This is a genomic window from Pseudomonas sp. WS 5027 (genome assembly GCF_012985695.1).
GTDB lineage: Bacteria > Pseudomonadota > Gammaproteobacteria > Pseudomonadales > Pseudomonadaceae > Aquipseudomonas > Aquipseudomonas hygromyciniae.
Genome location: NZ_JAAQWU010000001.1, coordinates 433263 through 458696 on the forward strand (window position 1 = coordinate 433263; position 25434 = coordinate 458696).

Genomic DNA, 25434 nt, shown 5'->3' on the forward strand with positions numbered 1-25434 from the left:
ACAGACTATGAGCAATATCCCTGCCGAACTGCGTTTTGCCGAAAGCCACGAATGGGCCCGCCTGGAAGCTGATGGCACCGTGACCGTCGGGATCTCCGATCATGCCCAGGAAGCGTTGGGTGATGTGGTCTTCGTAGAGTTGGCTGAAGTGGGCAAGGTGTTTGCCGCAGGCGACGCAGCTGGCGTCGTGGAGTCGGTGAAGGCCGCTTCGGATATCTACTCACCAGTTTCGGGTGAAGTGATTGCGGTCAACGAGGATTTGGACGCTGCCCCTGAGTCGCTCAATGAAATGCCGTACGATGCCTGGATCTTCAAGGTCAAGCCAAGCGATCCCGCTGAACTGGAAAAACTGCTGGATGCCGCTGGCTATAAGGCCGCCATCGGCGAGTAACACCCCTCTTGTGTAGGAGCCGGCAAGCCGGCTCCTACAAAGCTCAAGGCTTGAGCACCTGCTTCACCGCCGCAACAGCGCGCTCCACATCTGCCTTGGTCATCGCCGTAAACATCGGCAACGACACAATCAAACGCCCGACTCTCTCTGCCACCGGGAACATGCCCTCCTTGAACCCTTGTGCCCGGTACAAACTCAGCAGATGGATCGGCGGGTAGTGATAGCCAATGCCCACGCCCAGGGCTTGCATCTGTTCCATGAACGTAGCGCGGGCAGGCAAGCCGTCCCGGCGCTCGGGCAGTACCAACTGGAACAAGTGCCAGTTGCTGTTTTCGAAGTCGGCAGGCGGCAACTGCGCGCCGTACGTTGCCTCGAAGTCACGGCCAAAACACTCGAAATAATGCCGGGCCAGGGCCTGTCGATGGGCAGTGATCTGCTCGATGTTGGCAAATTGGCCCAGACCAATCGCCGCGGCGACATCGGTCATGTTGAACTTGCCACCCAGTACATCCACATCCAGGCCATCGAAGCCGCTGCGAGTAACGCCTTGCAGCCGGTACTTTTCCGCCAGGCGCGCTTCTTCGGCGTTGTTCAACACCAGGCAGCCGCCTTCGCAAGAGGTGATGTTCTTGTTTGCCTGGAAGCTGAACGAGGCAAAATCCCCGGTGGCGCCGATCCTCTGGCCGTCCCAGCTGGACCCAAGCGCTTGTGCGGCATCTTCGATGATGCGCAGCCCGTACTTGTTGGCCAGGGCGTAGAGCATCGGCATGTCCAGTGGCAGGCCCGCCAGATACACCGGAATGATCGCCTTGGTGCGCGGTGTGATAGCGGCTTCCAGTTGAACCAGGTCAATATTGCGAGTCACGGGGTCGATATCGGCAAACACCGGCGTGGCGCCCACCTCCAGAATCACGTTGGCCGTCGCTACCCAGGAAATCGGTGTGGTGATCACTTCATCCCCTGGACCAACCCCGGCGATGCGCAGGGCAATCTCCATGGTGCAAGTGCCGGAGTTGAAGGTGCGCACTGGCCGTCCACCAAAGTATTCCGATAACTGTGCTTCGAACGCCTGGACCTTTGGCCCGCTGGTGATCCAGCCAGAGCGCAACACATCACCGACCGCCGCAATGGTGGCTTCATCAATGGTGGGTTTTGAAAACGGCAGGAAAGGCAGTTGGCTCATGATGTTGAAGGTACCCGCTGGAGAAAGACCAAGAATAAAAACTCAAATCAACCCCGACATCGTCGCACGGGGGAACTGAATATAGCCTGTCGCCTGTAAACGTATCGTCGAAAAACAGGCAAAAAAAAGCCGCTCTAAAGCGGCTTTTTTCATGCCCCCGAATTTACTCGGCAGCCACTGCGTTTTTCGCCAGGATGGCGTTGGCCAACTCCATGTCAGTGGCCTTCAGGCCTGGGTTGTCCGCACGCACTTTCTGCATAGCGGCTTCCAGGTAAGGGCCACGGATGCCGCCGTCGCTGGCGACGAAGCTACCGGCGTCGTCCTGTGCGGCGACGACCAGCTTGTGGTCTTTGAAGGTCAGGTACGTCGAGCCGGTGGTGGCGCCCGATGAGATGACATTACGCCAGAAGCTGTCGGCCATGGCCGATCCAACTGGGAGGGAAAGCACGGCGAGGGTGGCGACAGCATATTTGAGACGCATGATGGGTGACTCCGACTGGGTTATCTGGACAGTTTGATTGTAGATAACCCTGTCGAGTTCCATGGCTGACTAAACAGTTTCGATGCGCAGAATCACACCATCCTGGCCAATCACCCGCACTTGAGCCCCAACAGACGCGTCAGGCCCCGTCACCATCCATACGCCATCACCGACCTTGATTTTGCCCCGCCCGTCGATAATGGCCTGATGCACCACAAAGGTGCGGCCGATCAGCTCCGAACCGCGCATGTTCAGGCCCGGCTGGTCGCTGGCCTTGGCGCTGCTGCGCTGGCGCTTCCACCAATACACCGCCGTCAGGATGGACAGCACCGCAAACAGCAGCAGTTGCAGCTCCAGCCCAAGCCCCGGAATGAGGAACTTGAGCACACCGACGGCCGCCGCCGCGATCCCCATCCACAATAGATAACCGCCGGCACCAAACACTTCGAGAATCAGCAGCACCGTGCCCAGTGCCAGCCAATCCCAGAACGACAGGTGTTGCAGGAATTCCCACATGGCGCGGGCCTCAGGCTTTCTTGTTGTCGAAGGTGGCCTTGACGATTTCGCCGATGCCACCCACCGCGCCAATAACCTGGCTGGCTTCCAGCGGCATCAGGATGACTTTGCTGTTGTTGGCCGAGGCCAGCTTGCCCAGGGCGTCGATGTACTTCTGCGCGACAAAGTAGTTGATGGCTTGCACGTTACCGGTGGCAATCGCTTCCGATACCACCTGGGTGGCGCGGGCTTCTGCCTCAGCCTGACGCTCACGGGCTTCGGACTCCAGGAACGCAGCCTGGCGACCGCCTTCAGCCTCAAGGATCTGCGCCTGCTTCTTGCCTTCGGCGGTCAGGATGGCGGAGGCGCGCAGGCCTTCGGCTTCGAGGATCTGGGCACGCTTGATCCGCTCGGCTTTCATCTGGCCGGACATGGCGGCCATCAGGTCGGCAGGTGGGCTGATGTCCTTGATCTCGATGCGGGTGATCTTGATGCCCCACGGTGCGGTGGCTTCATCGACCGTACGCAGCAGCTTCTCGTTGATGCCGTCGCGCTGGCTGAGCATGGCGTCCAGTTCCATCGAGCCGAGCACCGTACGGATATTGGTTTGCAGCAGGTTGCGGATCGCGTGTTCGAGGTTGTTGACCTCGTAGGCCGCCTGGGCGGTGTTCACCACCTGGAAGAAACACACTGCGTCGATCTGCACCGTGGCGTTATCGGCGGTGATCACTTCCTGGGGCGGAATATCCAGCACGCTTTCCATCACGTTGATCTTGCGCCCGATGCGGTCCATCACAGGAATGATGATATTCAGGCCAGGCTTGAGCGTGTTGGTGTAGCGGCCGAAGCGTTCCACCGTCCACTGGTAGCCCTGGGGCACGACTTTGAAGCCCATGAACAGGATGGCGATGGCCAAGCCTACGAAGAGAAGAAGCACTGTTCCGATCTGCATAACGATTCCTTGTCTGGTGGTGGCGGGTGACGCGAAGTCTGTCGATTGTAACGGGCTTGCCGCAGATAAGAACGGTTTACTCGTTCATGGGCGTGACCCGTAGCACTTCTTCCAGGGTGGTCAGCCCCGCCGCCACCTTGTGCGTACCCGCCAGACGCAGGCTGTGCATGCCGCCCTTGAGCGCCTCGCGGCGCAGTGCCTGCAAGTCGGTGTCGGCACTTACCAGGGCCCTGGCCCCGTCGTTCATCAGCATGATTTCGTAGACGCCGATGCGCCCGCGATAGCCACTCTCGCGGCATTCCGAGCAGCCATTGGCCCGGTAGACGTTGACAGGTGGCGGCGTGCAGGACTGGGTAGCGCTGTGCCAATCCGCCTGGGTCAGCGCTACCGGGCTTTTACACTGTGGGCATAACCGCCGCACGAGACGCTGGGCCATGACCCCAAGCAAGGTGGCCTTGATCAAGTAATGGGGAATGCCCAGTTCCAGCAGGCGGCTTACCGCGCTGGGAGCATCGTTGGTGTGCAGGGTCGACAGCACCAGATGACCGGTCAAAGCCGCCTGGATCGCCATTTCTGCGGTTTCCAGGTCGCGGATCTCGCCGATCATGATGATGTCCGGGTCTTGGCGCATCAGCGCGCGGATGCCGCTGGCGAAGGTCAGATCGATATTGTGCTGGACCTGCATCTGGTTGAAGGCCGGCTCCACCATCTCGATGGGGTCTTCTACCGTACACAGGTTCACGGTGCGGGTGGCCAGTTGCCGCAGGGTGGTATAGAGGGTGCTGGTCTTGCCGGACCCGGTGGGGCCGGTGACGAGGATGATACCGTTGGCCTGGGCGGTCATGTGCTGCCAGCGCTGCAGGTCATCGGCTGAAAGCCCCAGTTGCTGGAAATCCTGGAGCAGCACCTGGGGATCGAAAATCCGCATCACCAGCTTCTCGCCGAAGGCCGTGGGCAGGGTCGAAAGACGCAACTCCACTTCAATACCCGTGGGCGTCTTGGTCTTGACCCGGCCATCCTGGGGCTTGCGCTTCTCGGCGACATTCATCCGCCCGAGGCTTTTCAGGCGGCTGACCACGGCGGTCGTGACCTGGGGCGGAAACTGATAGACATCGTGCAGTAAACCGTCGATACGAAAGCGCACGCGGCCCTGGTCGCCGCCGGGTTCGATATGGATATCACTGGCGCGCTGGCCAAAGGCAAATTGCAGCAGCCAGTCGACAATATTGACGATATGCGCGTCATTGGCGTCGGGTTCCTGGTCGCCGGCACCGAGGTTGAGCAACTGTTCGGCAGGGAGCGCCGTGGGGTTGGTCTGGTCGGCCCCGCTGACCGACCTGGCCAGCCTGAAGAACTCCTGGGTACAACTGTGGATCGCCTGGGGGTTGGCCACCACGCGCTTGATCGAGCGTTTCAACACATGAGCCAGGCCCGTTTCCCATTCACGCAGGTATGGTTCGGCACTGGCCACGGTCACGCTGTCGCGATCGACGGCGACGGCAAGGATATGGTGGCGCTGGGCGAAGGCGTGGGACATCAATGGAACCACGCTCGCCACATCGATTTTCAACGGGTCGATGCGCAGATAGGGCAGGCCCACATGACCGGCGAGCCACTGTGTCAGCTGTTCCAGCGACAGCGAGAGGCCGGGTCGTGCGGGGTCGGGCAGTGACTGGCCGGCGAGAAACTCCAGCGGGTGCAGGTCATTGGTCGGGATACACCGCAAGCGTTCGGCCAGGGCGGTGTCGATCAAGCCATGGGCGGTGAGGGCAGGCAGCAGTTCGTCGAGGCAAAGCCTGCGATCCTGGAGTTGTGGCGCAGCGGACATGGCGGTTTCCTGGGCGGTTTCATGCAGTAGCGCCAAGGCTAGTTCCATCCTGGTCGCTGTCGCCCAGAGGGTTATTGCCGGGTTTTACTGAGCCACCGCCTGTACGGTTTGCAGCCTTGTGGATTCAACAGGTTGCAGCTCCAGCGAGCACACGCTGATCAGGTTACGAAGTTTTTCGCCGATCACCTGGGCGCGGTGCCAGCTCAGGCCGTCCATCACCACGTCGATGTGCAGCAGGTCATCGTCGCGTGTCACGTTCACCTGTTGCGGCACGAGGAACTGCAAGGCGAAGTAGTTGAGGATCCGGCACAGCACATCGGGCTCGGCTTCGGCGAGGATCTGGTAGTGCGCTTGGCAATGGCTATTGCTGACAGCCCAGGCATCGACGCGGGTGGTGGGGTTGGCTGGGACTGAATGCATGGCCGTTCTCCAGATTTGACTGGAGAAATTTTTACATGGGGTGTGGGGTATTTCTTATCTATGTTTGAGTGATATGCCTTATAAATGAATCGAGTAATTCGAATAAGAAGGCTTTAAGGGAATTTTTATGCACAGTGAGTTGGACGTCTACGATCGCCGGATCCTGGCACTGCTCCAGGAAGACGCGTCACTCTCCAGCGCGCAGATTGCCGAACAGGTCGGGCTATCGCAGTCGCCCTGCTGGCGGCGGATCCAGCGGCTCAAGGAGGAGGGGGTGATTCGCGCCCAGGTGACGTTGCTCGACCGCAAGAAAATCGGCCTTAACACGCAGATCTTTGCCGAGGTCAAACTCAACGCCCACGGGCGCTCCAACTTCACGGAGTTCACCGAGGCGATTCGTGGGTTCCCGGAGGTGCTGGAGTGTTATGTGCTGATGGGGGCGGTGGATTTTCTGTTGCGCATTGTCACCTCGGATATCGAGGCGTATGAGCGGTTTTTCTTTGAGAAACTGTCGATGGTGCCGGGGATACAGGAGGTCAATTCGATTGTGGCATTGTCGGAAATCAAGTCCACCACCAGCCTGCCAGTGTTGCGCTGAGCGGCGGCTTGTGGCAACCGGGCTTGTTGTGGCAAGCCCGCTCGCCACAACAAGCCTGGGGCGCTTACAGACGCAGCAAAGTCTTCCAGGCACGGTTCTGATACACCGCAATCACCTGATGCATCCGCGCATCCAGCGATTCGTCAGTGATCGGTTGGTTGGCCAGGGCCGCCAACTTGTTCAGTTCACCGTACAGGCGATCCACTTCGGCAATCTCCAACAGGTGCCGGGCGTGGTGCAGCCAAGCCTGCAGACGCTCGATGCGCGGCAGTTGCTCGGCCAGATCTTCGGGCTGTTGCTGGTAGCGCGGCAGGCGCAGGGCGACGGCTTCGTCGGCCAGCAGGCGCGGCAGCCAGTTGGCGACCTGGGCGGCGCCCTGGCGGTTGCCACGCACATTACGGTCCAGGGTCCAGGTGCGGGCCAGCAGCCAGCGCGAAGTATTCAGTGAGAACAGGCCCCAGCGCACGTCGGTCAATTCTTCGAGGAACTGTTCCGGCGCGGCCTTGCGCACGTCCTCATCGTCTTCGCCGGCCTGGACCAGCGGGCGCCAGTCTTCCAGCAGGGCATCGAGTGCACTGCGCAGTTCGCTGGTGGATTGGCGTGGCGCGGCCTGGCCGAGGCTGCCAATCAGGGCACGCATTTCAGCGAGGTTTTCTACCCAGTCCTGCAACAGGCGCCAGTGACCGTTGAAACGGTACTGCTCGGCCAGGCGCTGGCTGCTGCCCAGCAGATGCCAGGTGAGCGCGGCGAAGGCGTCGTCCAGGGGGATTTCTGGTTGCAGTTGCGGGGCCGGCAGGCTCAGGGAATAGCTGTTGGCGTCAAACAGGCGATAGCCGCGCTCGGCCTTGCTGATATCGCACGGCATCAGCGCCAGGGTCTGGGCCAGTTCGGCAGCCAGTTCCAGCAGGGCGGCGGGCTCGCCTTCGCGCAGTTCCAGTTCCAGTTCGCAGATTTCTTCCTTCTGCTTGCCGGCAATCACATGGCCCAGGTCCAGGGCGGCTTCGATTACCACCTTGGCCTTGCCACGGCCCCAGGCGATCTCGGCACGTTCGCGCACGAAGTCAGTGGTGAAGATCGGCTTGAGGGTCTTTTTGTCCAGCTCGGCCAGTTGCTCGGGCCAGCATTCGCCGTCGAGTTTCTTCACGTCGAGCTTGGCTTTGGGCAGTTTCCAGTCGTATTCATTACGTTCCGACAAGCCGGCAACACTGTGGCCGCGGGTCTTGAGGGTCTGGATCACTTCGTCGCCATCCTTGCGCAGGCGCAGGGCAACCTTGGCCTGGGCCAGGTCACGCTCGGGGGTATCGAAGTACTGGTTCATCAACTCACGGCGTTCCCAGCCACTTTTGTTGCGTTTTTTCAGGAGCGGGTGCTCACGCAGCGCGGCGAGGGTCTCGCGGCTGACGCGGAGCTTGATTTCGGTTTCTTTTTGCATGGCCGGAACATCCAGGATCGGGAGTGCAGCCGGGGGAATATGTGGCTGCCAAGGTCGTGCAGTGTACAGGACTGAGCCCGGCAACGTGCCGCAACGGGTTTATTGTGCAGCGCAGATGGTTCTATGATGGGTTTCATCTGTGGAAGTTGAGAGACAGCGCATGCCTTTACCGTCCATGAAAGAACAATTTGCCGCTCTGATTGCCGCGCCCTCTGTCAGTTGTACCCAAGCATCTCTCGACCAGACCAACCGTCCGGTGATCGATCTGCTCGCCACCTGGCTCGGCGACCTGGGCTTTGCCTGCGAGATCCAGCAGGTCAGCCCCGGCAAGTTCAACCTGCTCGCCAGCTTCGGCAGCGGCCCCGGTGGCCTGGTGCTGGCGGGGCACAGCGATACCGTGCCGTACGATGAAGCGCTATGGCAGACCGATCCTTTGAAGTTGACGGAAGTGGACGGGCGCTGGGTAGGGCTGGGTAGCTGCGACATGAAAGGTTTTTTCGCGCTGGCCATCGAAGCAGTCCTGCCGCTGCTCGACCAACCGTTCAAGCAGCCGCTGTTGATCCTTGCCACCTGTGATGAAGAAAGCTCCATGGCCGGCGCCCGCGCGCTGGCTGCGGCCGGTCGCCCACTGGGGCGTGCTGCGGTGATTGGCGAGCCCACGGGCCTCAAGCCGATCCGCCTGCACAAGGGCGTGATGATGGAACGTATCGACATCCTCGGGCGCAGTGGTCACTCGTCGGACCCGAGTCTGGGTCACAGCGCCCTAGAAGCCATGCATGACGCCATGGGCGAACTGCGTGGCCTGCGCCTGGCCTGGCAGCGGGAGTATCGCAACCCACAATTCAGCGTGCCCCAGCCCACCTTGAATTTTGGATGTATCCACGGCGGCGACAATCCCAACCGCATTTGCGGCCAATGCTCCCTGGAATTCGACCTGCGGCCCTTGCCCGGCATGGATCCGCAGGTACTGCGCGACGCCATCCAGCAGAAACTTCGGCCCATCGCCGAACGCCATCAGGTGCAGATCGACTATGCGCCGCTGTTCCCCGAAGTGCCGCCCTTCGAGCAGCCTGAGGACGCCGAGCTGGTACTGGTCGCGGAACGATTGACCGGCCATCGTGCCGAAGCAGTAGCGTTCGGCACTGAAGCGCCTTATCTTCAGCGCCTTGGTTGTGAAACCCTGGTGCTCGGCCCTGGGGATATTGCCTGCGCCCACCAGCCGGGCGAGTACCTTGAAATGTCACGCTTGACGCCTACAGTGCGTCTATTGCGGGAATTGATTGAACACTACTGCCTCAAGCCTGCATAAATTAACCCCATTGCATCCCGTACTTAAAAGGAGAGCGAGCGTGTCGCCAAGCCTGTTCCGACGATAACCATCAGCCCGCTGTGCGTTTAGCGATTCACCCTTTCTTGGCTGCTTTTTATTACAGGCCCAGGTTTTATGCCCGAATACGTCAATTGGCTTCGTCACGCTTCGCCCTACATCAATGCCCATCGTGACTGCACCTTTGTGGTCATGCTGCCGGGCGACGGTGTGGATCACCCCAACTTCGGCAACATCGTCCACGACCTGGTGCTGCTGCACAGCCTCGGCGTGCGTCTGGTGCTGGTGCATGGTTCGCGCCCGCAAATCGAAACCCGCCTCGCCGCTCGCGGCCTGACCCCGCATTACCACGATGGCATGCGCATCACCGATGCCGCGACCCTGGAGTGCGTGATCGACGCGGTCGGCCACTTGCGTATTGCTATCGAAGCACGGCTGTCCATGGACATGGCGTCTTCGCCGATGCAGGGCTCGCGCCTGCGGGTGGCCAGCGGCAACCTGGTGACCGCGCGGCCGATCGGCGTGCTGGACGGTATCGATTACCACCATACCGGCGAAGTGCGCCGGGTCGACCGCAAGGGCATCAACCGCCTGCTGGACGAACGCTCCATCGTCGTACTGTCGCCTTTGGGCTATTCGCCGACCGGAGAGATTTTCAACCTGGCCTGTGAAGACGTCGCTACCCGCGCCGCCATCGACCTGGGTGCCGACAAGCTGCTGTTGTTTGGCGCCGACCTGGGCCTGATCGACGAAAACGGCCGACTGGTGCGCGAACTGCGTCCGCAACAAGTACCGGCGCATTTGCAACGCCTGGGCAACAACTACCAGGCCGAACTGCTGGATGCAGCAGCCGAGGCCTGTCGTGGGGGCGTGGGGCGCAGCCACATCGTCAGTTATGTCGAAGACGGTGCGCTGTTGACCGAACTCTTTACCCGGGACGGCGGCGGTACGCTGGTGGCCCAGGAGCAGTTCGAGCTGGTGCGTGAGGCGGCGATTGAAGATGTCGGCGGCTTGCTGGACCTGATCAGCCCACTGGAAGAGCAGGGCATTTTGGTGCGCCGCTCGCGGGAAGTGCTGGAGCGGGAAATCGAGCAGTTCAGCGTGGTGGAGCGCGAAGGCATGATCATCGCGTGCGCCGCGCTTTACCCCATTGCCGATTCAGATGCCGGTGAACTGGCGTGCCTGGCGGTCAATCCGGAATATCGTCATGGCGGCCGTGGTGATGAGCTGCTCGAGCGCATCGAAACCCGCGCCCGCACCCAAGGCTTGAAGACCCTGTTCGTGCTGACGACCCGTACCGCCCACTGGTTCCGCGAGCGCGGCTTTGTGCCAAGCAGCGTGGATCGCCTGCCGTCGGCGCGGGCTTCGCTGTACAACTTCCAGCGTAATTCGAAGATCTTCGAGAAGACCCTGTAAACACGGTATTCGGTACACCCAATACCTAATGTGGGAGCGGGCTTGCTCGCGAAGGCAGTGTGTCAGTCAGCACATTTATTGACTGGCACACCGCCTTCGCGAGCAAGCCCGCTCCCACATTCTTTGTCCGGGTTTATTCTTTGATGAATTTTCCGGTCACATAGGCCGAATAGTCCGGTAACACGGTCTCTACTTTCCCTTGTTCCTTAAGAAACTTCGCCGTCTCCCCAATGGCCTTGGCTGTCCCACCATTGAGCAAGGCGTCGGTTTGCTGCGCCCGGGCATCGGGGAAGGTGCTGCCTTCCAGCAGTTCTGGGATATCCGCAGCGTTTGCGCCGGTCAACCGGGCGATCTTCTGTACCGGTACCGAATCCGCCGTCCACTCGGATTTGTGCGCCGCATACTCGGCAAATGAATCCAGGGTGACCTTGGCAAACTTGGCCACCACCTCAGGGTGCTTCTCGGCAAAATCCTTGCGCACCACCCAGACCTCGAACGTCGGCGCGCCCCATTGGCCCACCTCGGCGGCGTCGGTCAACGTCTTGCCGGTCTTGCGGATTTCCCCCAGGGCCGGCGACCAGACAAACGCGCCGTCGATATCCCCGCGTTTCCAGGCTGCGGCAATTTGCACCGGTTGCAGGTTCACCACTTTCACTTGCTTTGTGTCCAGGCCCCAGTGTTTCAGGGCCCCGAGCAGGCTGTAGTGGGATGTGGAGACAAAAGGCGTGGCGATGGTTTTGCCGATCAGGTCCTTGGGTGCGTCAATATGACTGCCGTTGCGCACTACCAAAGCTTCAGAACCATTGATCTGAGCCGATACGATGAACGCTACGATGGGTAGATTGCGGGATGCGGCGGCCGCTAACGGGCTGGAACCGAGGTTGCCGATCTGCACATCGCCGGAGGCAATCGCGGTGATTACTTCCGGGCCGCTATTGAAGCGGCGCCAGTCGATTTTCTCGCCGATGGCCTGCTCATAGACGCCGTCGGCTTGGGGCACTTTGCTCGGATCAATGCCGGTCTGGTAGCCGATAGTGAGGTTGGCTGCCTGTACGCCAAAAGAAAGTGTAAGTGATAGTAAAACTGTAACAAATTGACTAGAGGATGCGCGTTTGGCCATGATGGCGTCGCCTTTTTGATCGTGAGTGACGTGTGCAAGATTCTGTTCACACTAAACGATCTAAAAAATGGCCAACAAATACCCTTTAGGAATTAGCTTATGGAGCGATACCCCGCTGCGGGACCGTCGCACCATGGAAAGTGTTATTCCTGAACAGTATGAAAAAGGATGAAATAATTCTTTTTGGGTGTATGAAAAACTCATTACCCTGCAGGGACCAAATCAACTGCGGTTAGACGAAGGTAGTAGACATACAAGGTTACGATTGACTTGTCAGTCACGATCTGGCGCTAATCGCGCATCTGTGGATCGAGGGCGTCAGACCCGAGACCAAAGAACTACAAAAATTAGAAACGAGAGGAGCGGTACATGAAGAAGTACACATTGGCGATCGCCGTCGCGGCTGGGGTTTTGGCTCAGCAAGCTGGCGCCGCTGGTTTTGTTGAAGACACCAAGGCATCCGTAAGTTCTCGGACCCTGTATTTTGATAACGATCAGCGTGAAGGCGGTGCTGACCAGCGCGAAACGGCCACCGGCCTGAAGTTCAACGTCCAGTCTGGTTTCACTGAAGGCACGGTCGGCTTTGGTATCGATGCCCAGGCATTGGTCGGTATTCACTTGGACGGTGGCCGTGGTCATCATCCAAATAGCAACACCTTTGTTCCAAGCGATACTGATGGTTCGGCCGTCAGTAGCTGGAGCAGCGCGAGCGCCAACGTAAAAGCCCGCTTCTCTAAGACCGAAGCCCACCTGGGTGGTGCCTTGGCGCCAAACCTGCCGATTCTGATTGCAAGCGACGGTCGTCTGCTGCCTCAGACCTTTGAAGGCGGCACTGTCACCTCTAAAGAAATCGACAATGTGACGTTTAACGCAGGTCAACTTGAACACGCCACCGGGCGTGCCTCAAGCAATAGCACTGGCCTGTCCGTCAACGGTGCTACCCAGGAAAGCAACCAATTCCGCTTTGGCGGTGCTGATTGGAAAGTCACTAAAGACCTGACATTGCAGTACTACTACGCCAACCTGGAAGACTTCTATAAGCAACACTTCCTGGGTCTGGTCCACGTCTACCCGATCACCGAAGGTCAGTCGTTCAAAACCGACCTGCGTTACTTTGACAGTAGCTCCGATGGCAAGAATGGCCAGGCTGGCTACAAGTTCAACAACAATGGTGGTTACGCCAAGGACGATGGAGAAGTTAACAACAAAACCTGGAGCGCCATGTTCACCTACTCCCTGGGTGGCAGTGCGTTCATGGTCGGTCATCAGCGTGTCAATGATGACGGCGGTTTCGTTTGGTTGAACCAGGGCAGTGTGGTTGACGGCAATGGCCGTAACGAAGGCGCCGGCGGTTCCAGCTTCTACCTCTTCACCGATAGCATGATCAACTCCTTCGTGCGTGCGGGTGAAAACACCACCTTCGGTCAGTACTCCTATGACTTCGCTGCATTGGGCGTTCCAGGTTTGAAAACCTCGATTGCTTACCTGCATGGCGACAACATCAAATCCGCGAAAGGTGGCAGTGACCAGTCCGAGTGGGAACGCGATATGCGTATCGACTACACCATTCAGCAGGGTGCTCTGAAAGGCTTTGGCACTACACTGCGTCATGGTGCCTACCGCGGTAGCGGTACCGGCATTCAGGATCAGGACCAGACTCGTCTGATCTTCAACTACACTTACAGCTTCCTGTAAGAGCCGTTGAGAAAAAAACCTCGCGATAATTGCGAGGTTTTTTTTGCCCAGAAATTGGTCAATCAACGCACTGCTTTATATTCCTTTATCGTCTAAATAAATGGATATTTATTCTTTTTAAAATCTCATCGGCACAGGCACAGTGGTTCCCATAAGCACTCATCAGGAGCCACACCATGAGCCTCAGACTGGGCGATATCGCCCCCGACTTTGAACAGGATTCCAGCGCCGGCAAGATTCGTTTCCACGAGTGGCTGGGCGATAGCTGGGGCGTGCTGTTTTCCCACCCGGCGGATTTCACCCCGGTGTGCACCACCGAGCTGGGCTTCACCGCCAAGCTCAAAGACGAGTTTGCCAAGCGTGGGGTCAAGGCCATTGCCCTGTCGGTAGACCCGGTGGACTCCCATCACAAGTGGATCGAGGACATCAACGAGACCCAGAACACCCTCGTCAACTTCCCGATCCTGGCCGATGCCGACCGCAAGGTCTCGGACCTGTACGACCTGATCCACCCCAATGCCAACGACACCCTGACCGTACGTTCGCTGTTCGTGATCGACCCGAACAAAAAGATTCGCCTGACCATCACCTACCCGGCCAGCACCGGGCGCAATTTCCACGAAATCCTGCGGGTCATCGACTCGTTGCAACTGACCGACAACTACAAAGTCGCCACCCCGGCCAACTGGCAGGACGGTGATGAAGTGGTGATCGTGCCGTCGCTCAAGGATGAGGAAGAGATCAAGCAGCGCTTTCCCAAGGGCTATCGCGCGGTCAAGCCGTATCTGCGGCTGACCCCACAACCTAATCGTTAACCCGAATCCAATGTGGGAGCGGGCTTGCTCGCGAATGCGGTGGATCAGCAAGAAATGTGCTGACTGATACGCCGCATTCGCGAGCAAGCCCGCTCCCACAGGCTGATCGCATTTCAGTGCTCACATAGCAGGGGTTTTCAGGCCGTTTCGACGGCCTTTTTTTTCGCCCGCTGAATGCTCTTCTGTATATGCATTTAAAGAATAAACAAATGAAAAAATAAGATTTATAGATATATAAATCTGCTGATAAGGTCTGTTCCATCTTGGCGCCATCGCTGTACCGCGAACCGCCGACACTTGCTCAAGGAAACTCCCGATGCTGGTCGTAACACTTGGTGGCAGTCCCAGTCAGCGTTCCCGCTCCGGGGTTTTGCTGGATCACTCCCGGCGCTGGTTGCAGCAGCAAGGCGTGGAAGTGGTGAGTTATCAGGTACGGGACTTCCCGGCCGAAGATTTGTTGTATGCCCGCTTCGACAGCCCGAAGGTCCTCGACCTGCTGGCCCAGGTGGCCAATGCCGATGGTTTGCTGATCGCCACGCCGGTGTACAAGGCCTCGTTTTCAGGCGCCTTGAAAACCGTCCTCGACCTGCTGCCGGAACGCGCCCTGGCCCATAAGGTGGTACTGCCCATGGCCACCGGCGGCAGCATTGCCCACATGCTGGCGGTGGACTACGCCTTGAAGCCCGTGCTGTCGGCACTCAAAGCCCAGGAGCTGCTGCACGGGATTTTTGCCGAGGACAGCCAGATCGCCTACGGCGAAGGCAGTGCCCAGGCGCAGTTGGTGCCGATCCTTGAACAACGCTTGAGCGAAGCCCTGGAGCAGTTCTACAGCGCCATGGCCCGCCGCCCGCAACCGCTGGACCCCCATGTGTTGAATGAACGTTTGTTGAGTGCTCGCTGGAGCATTTGAGCCACACCCCATTACCAGAATCCCTCACCTTACTCAGCCGCCAACGGCCAAGCAGGTGCAGCCACAACCCTAATCGTCAATTTGGAGAGCGCCATGCGCACTATCATCTTGCGTCGGGGCCTGGTCGCACTGTTTGCTGCGGCTGTGTCCTTCGGCGCCATTGTTCAAGCCCAGGCCGCGCAAACCCTGCGGATCGGTTATCAGAAATACGGCACCCTGGTGCTGCTCAAGGCCAAGGGCACCCTGGAAAAACGCCTGGCTGACCAGGGCGTGAACGTGCAGTGGACCGAGTTTCCCGGTGGCCCGCAGTTGCTCGAAGGGCTGAATGTCGGCTCCATCGACTTTGGCGTCACCGGCGAAACCCCACCGGTGTTCGCCCAGGCCGCCGGCGCCGATCTGCTCTACGTCGCCTACGAACCACCAGCGCCGACCAGCGAGGCCATCCTGGTACCCAAGGGCTCGCCGATCAAATCGGTGGCCGAGCTCAAGGGCAAGAAAGTCGTGCTCAACAAAGGCTCCAACGTGCATTACCTGCTGGTACGCGCCCTGGAAGACGCCGGCCTGAAATACACCGACGTACAGACCGTGTTCCTGCCGCCCGCCGACGCCCGTGCCGCCTTCGAACGTGGCAGTGTCGACGCCTGGGTCATCTGGGACCCATACCAGGCGGCCGCCGAGCAACAACTGCAAGCCCGCACCCTGCGTGACGCCACCGGCATTGCCGACAACCATCAGTTTTACCTGGCCACCAAGCCTTACACCGAAAAACACCCGGACGTGATCAAGGCGTTGGTGGAAGAAGTGCGGGCCGTGGGCGAATGGTCCAAGGCCAATCCCCAGGAAGTCACCGAACAAGTTGCGCCGCTGCTCGGCTTGCCGGCTGACATCACCCTGACCTCGGTCAAACGCCAGGGCTACGGTGCGCTGTTCCTGACCCCGGAAGTGGTCGCCGCGCAGCAGAAAATCGCTGACACCTTCTACCAGCTCAAATTGATTCCCAAGCCCTTGAGCATCAAGGACGTGATCTGGACGCCACCTGCGACCGTTGCCAAAGCGCCGTAATCCGACTTCTTCAGGAGACAACTCCATGAGCCTCAATATTTTCTGGTTCCTGCCTACCCACGGCGACGGCCATTACCTTGGCACCGCCGAAGGCGCTCGCGCCGTGGACCACGGTTATCTGCAACAGGTGGCCCAGGCCGCTGATCGCCTGGGTTTTGGCGGGGTACTGATCCCCACCGGTCGTTCTTGCGAAGACTCGTGGCTGGTGGCCGCCTCGCTGATCCCGGTGACCCAGCGTCTGAAATTTCTGGTTGCCCTGCGCCCCGGGATCATTTCCCCGACGGTGGCGGCGCGTCAGGCCGCGACCCTGGATCGGCTGTCCGGTGGCCGGGCGCTGTTCAACCTGGTGACCGGTGGTGATCCAGAAGAACTGGCCGGTGACGGCCTGTTCCTCAGCCATGAAGAGCGCTACCAGGCCTCGGTGGAATTCACCCGCATCTGGCGGCGCGTGCTGGAAGGCGAAACTGTGGACTACGACGGCCAGCACATCAGCGTCAAAGGTGCCAAGTTGCTCTACCCACCGATCCAGCAGCCACGTCCGCCGCTATATTTTGGTGGCTCTTCCAAAGCGGCCCAGGACCTGGCAGCCGAACAAGTGGAAATGGTCCTGACCTGGGGCGAGCCACCGGCGGCGGTGGCGGAAAAAATCGAACAGGTACGGGCCAAGGCGGCCAAGCTCGGGCGCACCGTGCGCTTCGGTATTCGCTTGCATGTGATCGTGCGTGAAACCAACGACGAGGCATGGAAGGCCGCCGACAAACTGATCTCCCATCTGGACGATGACACCATCGCCCGTGCCCAGGCCTCGCTGGCGCGCTTTGATTCGGTGGGCCAGCAGCGCATGGCCGCCTTGCATGGCGGCAGTCGCGACAACCTCGAAGTCAGCCCCAACCTGTGGGCCGGCGTCGGCCTGGTACGCGGCGGCGCCGGCACGGCACTGGTGGGCGATGGGCCGACCGTGGCGGCGCGGGTCAAGGAGTACGCAGACCTGGGCATCGACACCTTTATTTTCTCCGGTTACCCACACCTGGAAGAGTCGTACCGGGTTGCGGAATTGCTGTTCCCGCACCTGGATATTGAACGTCCCGAGCTGCCGAAAAGCGCCGGTTACGTCAGCCCGTTTGGCGAGATGGTGGCCAACGACATTCTTCCCAAAGCCGCGTCGCAGAGCTGAGGCGCCGTCATGAATAGTCAACGGATTCTGCATCGGCTGGCGCCCTGGGCGCTGCCGGTCCTGTTGCTGGTGGTGTGGCAGTTGTCGGTGTCGGCAGGCTGGTTGTCGACGCGGATTTTGCCGGCCCCCAGCGCGGTAATTGCGGCTGGCGTGCACTTGGTGAGCAGCGGTGAAATCTGGACCCACCTGGCCATCAGCGGCTGGCGCGCGGGCCTGGGTTTTGTGATCGGCGGCGGCATCGGCCTGGCCCTGGGCTTTATCACTGGCCTGTCGACATGGGGCGAGCGCCTGCTGGACAGCTCGGTGCAGATGATTCGCAACGTGCCGCACCTGGCGCTGATCCCGCTGGTGATTTTGTGGTTCGGTATTGATGAGACGGCGAAGATTTTCCTCGTTGCCCTCGGCACGTTGTTCCCGATCTACCTCAACACCTACCACGGCATCCGCAACGTCGATCCGGCGCTGGTGGAGATGGCGCGCAGTTATGGCTTGTCCGGCTTCAGTCTATTTCGCCAGGTGATCCTGCCCGGCGCCTTGCCATCGATTCTGGTGGGGGTGCGTTTTGCCCTGGGCTTTATGTGGTTGACGCTGATCGTCGCGGAAACCATCTCCGCCAGTTCTGGTATCGGTTACCTGGCGATGAATGCCCGGGAGTTCCTGCAAACCGACGTGGTGGTGCTGGCGATTGTGTTGTACGCGGTACTCGGTAAGTTGGCGGACCTCGCGGCGCGTGGCCTGGAGCGGGTGTGGCTGCGCTGGCATCCGGCCTATCAAGTGCATAAAGGAGGTACGGCATGACCGCTCAACAACCTCCACGCCTGCTGCGGGGCATCCCGTTGGCGGTGCGCAAGCTGCGCAAGGCGTTCGGCGCGCGGGAAGTCCTGCGCGAGATTGACCTGCACATCCCGGCGGGCCAGTTCGTGGCTGTAGTGGGCCGTAGTGGCTGTGGCAAAAGTACCTTGCTGCGCCTGCTGGCCGGCCTTGATAGCGCCAGCAGTGGCGAGTTGCTTGCAGGCTCTGCCCCCTTGAGCGAAGCGCTCGAAGACACGCGGCTGATGTTTCAGGAAGCGCGCCTGCTGCCGTGGAAAAAGATCATCGATAACGTCGGCCTGGGCCTAAAAGGCAACTGGCGGCCCCAGGCGCTTGAGGCGCTGGAAGCGGTCGGCCTGGCCGAGCGTGCCGATGAATGGCCGGCGGCATTGTCCGGTGGCCAGAAACAACGGGTGGCCCTGGCCCGCGCTCTGATTCATCAGCCGCGCCTGTTGCTACTGGATGAGCCCTTGGGTGCGCTGGATGCCCTGACCCGCATCGAGATGCAGCAACTGATCGAAAACCTGTGGCGCAAGCACGGTTTTACCGTGTTGCTGGTGACCCATGACGTCAGCGAAGCCGTGGCCATTGCCGATCGGGTAATCCTGATCGAAGACGGCGAAATCGGTCTCGACCTGCATGTGGAGCTGCCACGCCCGCGGGTCCGTGGCTCCCATCGCCTGGCGGCCCTGGAAACCGAAGTGCTCAACCGTGTGCTGTCACTGCCCGGCACCCCGCCTGCGCCGGAACCTGTTTCACCGTTGCCTACGCAATTGCGTTGGGCGCAATAGCTCACTTGTCCCTTAAGGAGTAACACCATGACTATCAAAGCGATCAACGTGCGTAACCAGTTCAAAGGCACCATCAAGGAAATCGTCGAAGGCGACGTCCTGTCGGAAATCGACGTGCAGACCGCGTCCGGCATCGTCACCTCGGTGATTACCACCCGCTCGGTGAAAGAGCTGGAGCTGGTGATTGGCAGTGAAGTGATTGCGTTTGTGAAGTCCACTGAGGTGTCGATCGCCAAGCTGTGATCGGCTTCAGACCGCTATCGCAGGCAAGCCCGCTCCCACATTCGACCGATTTCCAACATCGGAATACGGTCGAATGTGGGAGCGGGCTTGCTCGCGAAGAGGCCGGCCCAGTCACCACAACCCTTATCGCTTAGGCAAAAACACCGGCAAATAAAGCCCCACATACGCATCAAACACCCGCATCCCTTCCTCCGCCATGCGCGGGGTGATCTGCCCATGTTGATGCACCGAGCGTGCGTACACGCGGTCGCTCAACTCCAGCGCCAGGGCAAACACGTCCACATCCGCCGGCAGCACCGGCACTTCAAAGTGGCGGTTGAACACTTGCAGCATCAAATCCCCCAACTCCAAGTCATGCTGGCGGTCGGCCTGGGTCACTTCGGTGAGGCCGTGCTGGGCGAGGATCAGTTGCCGGGCGGCGGCGTCGTTGCTGTAGATGGTCAGCATACGCAACTCCACCACGCGCGACAGGTCGCGCCAGTGATGCAGGCTGTCGTGGTCGATGGGGGCTTGTAGCGCAGCGCGGAATGCGGCGTGTACGTCAGCCGTCAGCGCTTCGAGCAGGGCCGGTACGCTGGCGAAAAAGTGATACACCGATGACGGCGGAATCTGTGCCCGTTCGGCCACGCTGTAGATCGACAGACTGGCCACGCCTTCGGCGGCCAGCAAGGTGCGGGCGGCGTCGAGGATCGCGTCGATCCGAGCCTGGCTGCGGGCGCGGGGTTTGCGAGGGGCGGCGGGGCGGGTGGTCATGGAAGTCTCCTACAAGGCAGAGCGCATTGTACGCAGAGATCCATATCGGTACAGATAGGGCTTGTTGTGGGGAGCAGGTTTGTTTGTGGTGAGTGGGCCTGTTGTGGCTAGTGCTTGTTTGTGGTGAGTGGGCCTGTTGTGGCTAGTGCTTGTCTGTGGTGAGTGGGCCTGTTGTGGCTAGTGCTTGTTTGTGGTGAGCCCGCTCGCCACAGACAAGCCCTAGCCACAACAAGCCTGCTCACCACCAGCAAGCCTGCTTGCCACAGTCCGCTTACACGGTATGCAGGTACCAGTTGTACTCAAGGTCGGAGATGGAGTGTTCGAACTCCTCCAGCTCGCTTTCCTTGCAGGCGACGAAGATATCGATGTATTTCGGATCGATGTACTTGGCCATCACCTCGCTGTCGTCCAACTCGCGCAGGGCATCACGCAGGTTGTTCGGCAGGCTTTGTTCGTTCTGCTCGTAGCTGTTGCCTTCCACCGGTGCGCCAGGTTCGATCTTGTTGGTCAGACCGTGGTGCACGCCCGCCAGGACCGAAGCCATCAGCAGGTAAGGGTTGGCATCGGCGCCGGCCACGCGGTGTTCGATACGTACCGCGTCGGACGAACCGGTAGGTACGCGAATCGCCACGGTGCGGTTGTCCAGGCCCCAGCACGGCGAGTTCGGCACGTAGAACTGTGCGCCAAAACGACGGTAGGAGTTGACGTTAGGGCACAGGAAAGCCATTTGTGCAGGCAGGGTCTCCAGCACACCGCCGATCGCGTGACGCAATGCGGCGTTCTGCTCGGGATCCTCGCTGGCAAAGATGTTCTTGCCGTCTTTGTCCAGGATCGAAATATGCACGTGCAAACCGTTGCCTGCCTGGCCCGGGTAAGGCTTGGCCATGAAGGTGGTGTCCATCTCATGGTCGTAGGCAATGTTTTTGATCAAACGCTTGAGCAGTACCGCGTAGTCGCATGCCTTGATCGGGTCGGCGACGTGGTGCAGGTTCACTTCGAACTGCGCCGGGGCACTTTCCTTGACGATCGCATCAGCCGGGATGCCTTGCTCTTTGGCACCTTCCAGAATGTCCTGGAGGCAGTCGACGTATTCGTCGAGGTCGTCGATCAGGTAGACCTGCGTCGAATGCGGGCGTTTGCCGGAAATCGGCGAGCGGGGAGGTTGTGGGCGGCCGTTCACGTTCTCCTGGTCGATCAGGTAGAACTCAAGCTCGAAGGCTGCGCAGATGGTCAGGCCCATATCGTCAAACTTGGTTACAACTTGGCGGAGCACTTCGCGCGGATCGGCGAAGAAAGGTTCACCTTCAAGTTCGTGCATGGTCATCAGCAGTTGCGCGGTAGGGCGCTTTTGCCAGGGCTCATTGCACAGGGTATCGGGGATTGGATAACAGATTCGGTCAGCATCACCGATGTCCAGACCCAGGCCGGTGCTTTCCACCGTCGAGCCATTGATATCCAGGGCAAATAAAGAGGCCGGCAAGTTGATGCCTTTCTCGTAAACCTTGTGGAGGCTGGTGCGTTCGATGCGCTTACCGCGCACCACACCATTCATATCCGCAATTAGAAGGTCTACGTACAGAACCTCAGGATGATCCTTAAGGAACGCGTTCGCTTCGTTAAGCTGAACGGCACGCGGGGGTACCGACATGATGCAACACCTTTGTTGTTAAAAATATCAATCATTGATCTTTTCTGGTTTCAGTCAACCCGAACGGCATGCCGAAGTCAAGCGAGGCCTTTTTTGCCCTAAAAAAGCGCCCTGAGGGCTTTTTTGCGGCTTTTTTGGGCAGTTTTATCGGTTTGACCGGCTTGGGACTAGCAGGCTTGAGCGGGCCGTGTTGTATTTTTTACGGGGGTGTTGTGTAAAAAAATGAACAAGGCTAAGCTCGATTCAAACCCATAACAGCAATAATACCGGGGTGCTTCATGTCTGGCCTGCCGTTAATCGGCGTCACCGCCTGCTCCAAACAGGTTGGTCTGCATGCTTATCACATCAGTGGCGACAAATACGTTCGCGCCGTGGCAGTCGCTGCCAAGGGCCTGCCATTGATTATTCCGTCCCTGGCGGAGCTGTTCGAACCGGCCAATATTCTTGACGGTCTGGACGGCATTCTCTTTACCGGCTCACCTTCCAATATCGAACCCTTTCATTACGACGGTCCGGCCAGCGCGCCTGGGACTGCCCATGATCCTGCACGGGACCAGAGCACCCTGCCGCTGATTCGCGCCGCGATCGCCGCGGGCGTCCCGGTGCTAGGGATCTGCCGGGGCTTCCAGGAAATGAATGTTGCCCTGGGCGGCAGCCTGCACCAGAAGGTTCATGAACTGCCGGGCATGATGGATCACCGCGAAGACGACACCCAGCCGCTGGACGTCCAGTACGGCCCGGCGCATGCCGTGGCGATCACCCCGGGCGGTGTGCTGGCGAGCCTGGGTTTGCCGGACACGATCCAGGTCAACTCGATCCACAGCCAGGGCGTTGACCGCCTGGCGCCTGGCCTGCAAGTCGAAGCGACCGCGCCGGACGGCCTGATCGAGGCTTTTTCGCTCAAACAGGGCAAGGCTTTTGCAATAGGAGTGCAATGGCACCCTGAATGGCAGGTAAGCTCCAACCCGTACTACCTCGCGATCTTCCAGGCATTTGGCGATGCCTGCCGAACGCGGGCGAAACAAAGAGACGCACACGCGTCAAACAACGCCTGACCTTTAATGGATGTCAGGAAACCCAGCCCAGAGGCATTTATGAGTAACAACCTCGACCAGCTCACCGATTGGTTGAAAGACCACAAGATCACAGAAGTCGAATGCATGATTGGCGACCTCACGGGGATCACCCGGGGCAAGATCTCGCCGACCAACAAGTTCATTGCCGAAAAAGGCATGCGCCTGCCCGAGAGCGTTCTGTTGCAGACCGTGACCGGCGACTATGTCGAAGACGACATCTATTACGAACTGCTCGACCCGGCCGACATCGACATGATCTGCCGCCCCGACCAGAACGCCGTGTTCCTGGTGCCCTGGGCCATCGAGCCCACCGCCCAGGTGATCCACGACACCTACGACAAGCAAGGCAACCCGATCGAGCTGTCGCCGCGCAACGTGCTCAAGAAAGTCCTCAAGCTCTACGCCGACAAAGGCTGGCAGCCTATCGTGGCGCCGGAGATGGAGTTTTACCTGACCAAGCGCTGCGAAGACCCGGACTTCCCGCTGCAACCGCCGATTGGCCGTTCCGGCCGTCCGGAAACCGGTCGCCAGTCCTTCTCTATAGAAGCGGCCAACGAATTCGACCCGTTGTTCGAAGACGTCTACGACTGGTGCGAACTGCAGGAACTGGACCTCGACACCCTGATCCACGAGGACGGCACGGCGCAGATGGAAATCAACTTCCGTCACGGCGATGCCCTGTCCCTGGCCGACCAGATCCTGGTGTTCAAGCGCACCATGCGTGAAGCCGCGCTCAAGCACAACGTGGCCGCCACCTTCATGGCCAAGCCCATGACCGGTGAGCCGGGCAGCGCCATGCACCTGCACCAGAGCATCATCGACATCGCCACCGGCAAGAACGTGTTCTCCAATGAGGACGGTTCCAAGAGCGAGCTGTTCCTGCACCACATCGGCGGCCTGCAGAAGTTCATCCCCGAGTTGCTGCCGCTGTTCGCGCCCAACGTCAACTCGTTCCGCCGCTTCCTGCCCGACACCTCGGCGCCGGTGAACGTGGAGTGGGGCGAAGAAAACCGCACCGTCGGTCTGCGCGTACCGGATGCCGGCCCGCAGAACCGTCGCGTGGAAAACCGCTTGCCGGGCGCCGATGCCAACCCGTACCTGGCGATCGCCGCCAGCCTGCTGTGTGGCTATATCGGCATGGTCGAAGGCATCAGCCCAAGCGCGCCTGTTGTGGGGCGTGGTTACGAGCGGCGCAACCTGCGCCTGCCGTTGACCATCGAAGACGCGCTGGAACGCATGGAAAACAGCAAGACCATCGAGAAATACCTGGGTCACAAATTCATCACTGGCTACGTCGCGGTCAAGCGGGCCGAGCATGAAAACTTCAAGCGCGTGATCAGTTCGTGGGAGCGGGAATTCCTGCTCTTCGCCGTCTGATGCGCCGGGTGCGGCCGGGATACGCCGCACCTTCACCTACCTATTGGAGATTGGTATGTCCAGCAACAACCCGCAAACCCGTGAATGGCAAGCCCTGAGCAACGAGCATCACCTGGCACCGTTCAGCGACTTCAAGCAGTTGAAAGAGAAAGGCCCGCGCATCATCACCAACGCCAAGGGCGTGTACCTGTGGGACAGCGAAGGCAACAAGATCCTCGACGGCATGGCCGGCCTGTGGTGCGTGGCCATCGGTTATGGCCGCGACGAGCTGGCTGACGCCGCTGCCAAGCAGATGAAACAACTGCCTTACTACAACCTGTTCTTCCAGACCGCCCACCCGCCGGTGCTGGAACTGGCCAAGGCCATCGCCGATATTGCCCCCGCCGGCATGAACCATGTGTTCTTCACCGGCTCCGGCTCCGAAGGCAACGACACCATGTTGCGCATGGTCCGCCACTACTGGGCGATCAAGGGCCAGCCAAACAAGAAAACCATCATCAGCCGCAAGAATGGCTACCACGGCTCCACCGTGGCCGGCGCCAGCCTGGGCGGCATGACCTATATGCACGAGCAGGGCGACTTGCCGATCCCGGGCATCGTGCATATCGCCCAGCCGTACTGGTTCGGCGAAGGCGGCGACATGAGCCCTGAAGAGTTCGGGATCTGGGCCGCGAACCAACTGGAAGAGAAGATTCTGGAAGTCGGCGTGGACAACGTCGGTGCCTTTATCGCCGAGCCGATCCAGGGTGCCGGCGGTGTGATTGTGCCGCCAGCGACCTACTGGCCGCGCATCAAGGAAATCCTCGCCAAGTACGACATCCTGTTTGTCGCCGACGAAGTGATCTGTGGCTTTGGCCGCACGGGTGAGTGGTTCGGTAGCGATTTCTACGACCTCAAGCCGGACATGATGACCATCGCCAAGGGCCTGACCTCGGGCTACATCCCCATGGGCGGCCTGATCGTGCGCGACGAAGTGGTGGCAGTGCTCAACGAAGGTGGCGATTTCAACCACGGCTTCACCTACTCCGGGCACCCGGTGGCGGCTGCGGTGGCCCTGGAAAACATCCGCATCATGCGCGATGAGAAAATTGTCAGCCGCGTGCATGACGAAACGGCACCGTATTTGCAAAAGCGTCTACGCGAGCTGGCGGATCATCCGTTGGTGGGCGAAGTCCGTGGTGTCGGTATGTTGGGTGCGATCGAGCTGGTGCAGGACAAGGTCACGCGCAAGCGTTATGAAGGCAAGGGCGTGGGCATGATCTGCCGCACCTTCTGCTTCGAGAATGGCCTGATCATGCGCGCCGTGGGCGACACCATGATCATTTCGCCGCCGCTGGTGATCAGCAAGGCCGAGATTGACGAGCTGGTGACCAAGGCTCGCCAGTGCCTGGACCTGACTTTGGCGGCATTGCAGGGCTAAGTGCTAGGCTCAGAATG

The 25434-nt window shown here is 59.8% G+C and carries 25 protein-coding genes; 15 read left to right on the forward strand and 10 right to left on the reverse strand.

The features are described from left to right. Positions 1-7 precede the first annotated feature (7 nt). The gene (gcvH, locus tag HBO09_RS01990) at positions 8-391 is read left to right on the forward strand and encodes a glycine cleavage system protein GcvH (RefSeq protein WP_169991268.1); all 384 of its coding nucleotides are present in this window, start codon (positions 8-10) and stop codon (positions 389-391) included. A gap of 43 nt (positions 392-434) precedes the next feature. Here gcvH and HBO09_RS01995 read toward each other — a convergent pair whose 3' ends face one another. The 6 genes from HBO09_RS01995 to HBO09_RS02020 all read right to left on the reverse strand — a co-directional run bounded on the left by HBO09_RS01995 (position 435) and on the right by HBO09_RS02020 (position 5750). Next, positions 435-1574: a DegT/DnrJ/EryC1/StrS aminotransferase family protein gene (locus tag HBO09_RS01995; protein ID WP_169991270.1), complete on the reverse strand. Its 1140-nt coding sequence runs from the start codon at positions 1572-1574 to the stop codon at positions 435-437. 163 nt (positions 1575-1737) lie between these two features. Then, complete coding sequence (locus tag HBO09_RS02000) at positions 1738-2055, reverse strand: DUF2388 domain-containing protein (protein WP_029289499.1); 318 nt, start codon at positions 2053-2055, stop codon at positions 1738-1740. A 69-nt stretch (positions 2056-2124) separates the two neighbouring features. Next, positions 2125-2571, reverse strand: coding sequence for an NfeD family protein (locus HBO09_RS02005; RefSeq protein ID WP_169991272.1), 447 nt, complete (start codon positions 2569-2571; stop codon positions 2125-2127). Positions 2572-2581: 10 nt separating this feature from the next. Next, entirely contained in the window at positions 2582-3502 is a 921-nt protein-coding gene (locus HBO09_RS02010; protein WP_027608388.1) for an SPFH domain-containing protein, read from the reverse strand. A gap of 76 nt (positions 3503-3578) precedes the next feature. Continuing rightward, positions 3579-5330, reverse strand: a complete 1752-nt coding sequence (locus HBO09_RS02015; RefSeq protein WP_169991601.1) for a GspE/PulE family protein — start codon at positions 5328-5330, stop codon at positions 3579-3581. A gap of 84 nt (positions 5331-5414) precedes the next feature. Then, complete coding sequence (locus tag HBO09_RS02020) at positions 5415-5750, reverse strand: hypothetical protein (RefSeq protein ID WP_169991274.1); 336 nt, start codon at positions 5748-5750, stop codon at positions 5415-5417. 127 nt (positions 5751-5877) lie between these two features. On the opposite strand from HBO09_RS02020, the gene HBO09_RS02025 reads away from it, so the two are divergent. After that, positions 5878-6348: an Lrp/AsnC family transcriptional regulator gene (locus HBO09_RS02025; protein WP_029289490.1), complete on the forward strand. Its 471-nt coding sequence runs from the start codon at positions 5878-5880 to the stop codon at positions 6346-6348. Between the two features lie 64 nt (positions 6349-6412). On the opposite strand, the gene HBO09_RS02030 is transcribed toward HBO09_RS02025, so the two are convergent. Continuing rightward, a complete protein-coding gene (locus HBO09_RS02030; protein WP_169991276.1) occupies positions 6413-7780 on the reverse strand; it encodes a CYTH domain-containing protein in 1368 nt (455 codons plus the stop codon). Positions 7781-7940: 160 nt separating this feature from the next. On the opposite strand from HBO09_RS02030, the gene argE reads away from it, so the two are divergent. Continuing rightward, on the forward strand, positions 7941-9089 hold the full coding sequence (gene argE, locus HBO09_RS02035; RefSeq protein ID WP_169991278.1) for an acetylornithine deacetylase: 1149 nt from the start codon (positions 7941-7943) through the stop codon (positions 9087-9089). Positions 9090-9224: 135 nt separating this feature from the next. After that, positions 9225-10523 carry an amino-acid N-acetyltransferase gene (gene argA, locus HBO09_RS02040; protein WP_032858930.1) on the forward strand — a complete coding sequence of 433 codons (1299 nt, stop codon included), beginning with the start codon at positions 9225-9227 and terminating at the stop codon, positions 10521-10523. Positions 10524-10656: 133 nt separating this feature from the next. On the opposite strand, the gene tauA is transcribed toward argA, so the two are convergent. After that, positions 10657-11643 (reverse strand): taurine ABC transporter substrate-binding protein, encoded by a 987-nt coding sequence (tauA, locus tag HBO09_RS02045; RefSeq protein ID WP_169991280.1) that lies wholly within the window; start codon positions 11641-11643, stop codon positions 10657-10659. Between the two features lie 369 nt (positions 11644-12012). On the opposite strand from tauA, the gene HBO09_RS02050 reads away from it, so the two are divergent. The 8 genes from HBO09_RS02050 to HBO09_RS02085 all read left to right on the forward strand — a co-directional run bounded on the left by HBO09_RS02050 (position 12013) and on the right by HBO09_RS02085 (position 19143). Beyond that, the gene (locus HBO09_RS02050) at positions 12013-13338 is read left to right on the forward strand and encodes an OprD family outer membrane porin (RefSeq protein WP_169991282.1); all 1326 of its coding nucleotides are present in this window, start codon (positions 12013-12015) and stop codon (positions 13336-13338) included. 176 nt (positions 13339-13514) lie between these two features. Then, positions 13515-14153, forward strand: a complete 639-nt coding sequence (locus HBO09_RS02055) for a peroxiredoxin (RefSeq protein WP_169991284.1) — start codon at positions 13515-13517, stop codon at positions 14151-14153. A gap of 316 nt (positions 14154-14469) precedes the next feature. Beyond that, complete coding sequence (gene ssuE / locus HBO09_RS02060) at positions 14470-15063, forward strand: NADPH-dependent FMN reductase (protein ID WP_038444301.1); 594 nt, start codon at positions 14470-14472, stop codon at positions 15061-15063. Between the two features lie 93 nt (positions 15064-15156). Beyond that, positions 15157-16125: a sulfonate ABC transporter substrate-binding protein gene (locus tag HBO09_RS02065; protein WP_169991286.1), complete on the forward strand. Its 969-nt coding sequence runs from the start codon at positions 15157-15159 to the stop codon at positions 16123-16125. 25 nt (positions 16126-16150) lie between these two features. Further along, positions 16151-17299, forward strand: coding sequence for an FMNH2-dependent alkanesulfonate monooxygenase (gene ssuD, locus HBO09_RS02070; RefSeq protein WP_169991288.1), 1149 nt, complete (start codon positions 16151-16153; stop codon positions 17297-17299). Positions 17300-17308: 9 nt separating this feature from the next. Next, positions 17309-18097, forward strand: a complete 789-nt coding sequence (gene ssuC, locus HBO09_RS02075; RefSeq protein ID WP_169991290.1) for an aliphatic sulfonate ABC transporter permease SsuC — start codon at positions 17309-17311, stop codon at positions 18095-18097. Continuing rightward, positions 18094-18900 carry an aliphatic sulfonates ABC transporter ATP-binding protein gene (gene ssuB, locus HBO09_RS02080; protein ID WP_169991292.1) on the forward strand — a complete coding sequence of 269 codons (807 nt, stop codon included), beginning with the start codon at positions 18094-18096 and terminating at the stop codon, positions 18898-18900. The genes ssuC and ssuB overlap by 4 nt, the downstream gene beginning before the upstream one ends. Before the next feature lie 27 nt (positions 18901-18927). Then, positions 18928-19143 carry a TOBE domain-containing protein gene (locus HBO09_RS02085; RefSeq protein ID WP_003213899.1) on the forward strand — a complete coding sequence of 72 codons (216 nt, stop codon included), beginning with the start codon at positions 18928-18930 and terminating at the stop codon, positions 19141-19143. Positions 19144-19266: 123 nt separating this feature from the next. On the opposite strand, the gene HBO09_RS02090 is transcribed toward HBO09_RS02085, so the two are convergent. Then, positions 19267-19896, reverse strand: a complete 630-nt coding sequence (locus HBO09_RS02090; protein WP_029289463.1) for a TetR/AcrR family transcriptional regulator — start codon at positions 19894-19896, stop codon at positions 19267-19269. Between the two features lie 271 nt (positions 19897-20167). After that, positions 20168-21544: a glutamine synthetase family protein gene (locus HBO09_RS02095; RefSeq protein ID WP_057440427.1), complete on the reverse strand. Its 1377-nt coding sequence runs from the start codon at positions 21542-21544 to the stop codon at positions 20168-20170. Positions 21545-21822: 278 nt separating this feature from the next. Between HBO09_RS02095 and HBO09_RS02100 the strand changes: the two genes are divergently transcribed. Genes HBO09_RS02100 through HBO09_RS02110 form a run of 3 tightly spaced genes read left to right on the forward strand, consistent with a single transcriptional unit; the run spans position 21823 to position 25417 of the window. Next, positions 21823-22599 carry a gamma-glutamyl-gamma-aminobutyrate hydrolase family protein gene (locus HBO09_RS02100; protein ID WP_169991294.1) on the forward strand — a complete coding sequence of 259 codons (777 nt, stop codon included), beginning with the start codon at positions 21823-21825 and terminating at the stop codon, positions 22597-22599. Positions 22600-22638: 39 nt separating this feature from the next. Further along, positions 22639-23997, forward strand: coding sequence for a glutamine synthetase family protein (locus tag HBO09_RS02105; RefSeq protein ID WP_029289457.1), 1359 nt, complete (start codon positions 22639-22641; stop codon positions 23995-23997). Between the two features lie 55 nt (positions 23998-24052). After that, entirely contained in the window at positions 24053-25417 is a 1365-nt protein-coding gene (locus HBO09_RS02110) for an aspartate aminotransferase family protein (protein ID WP_169991296.1), read from the forward strand. The last annotated feature ends 17 nt before the right edge of the window (positions 25418-25434 follow it).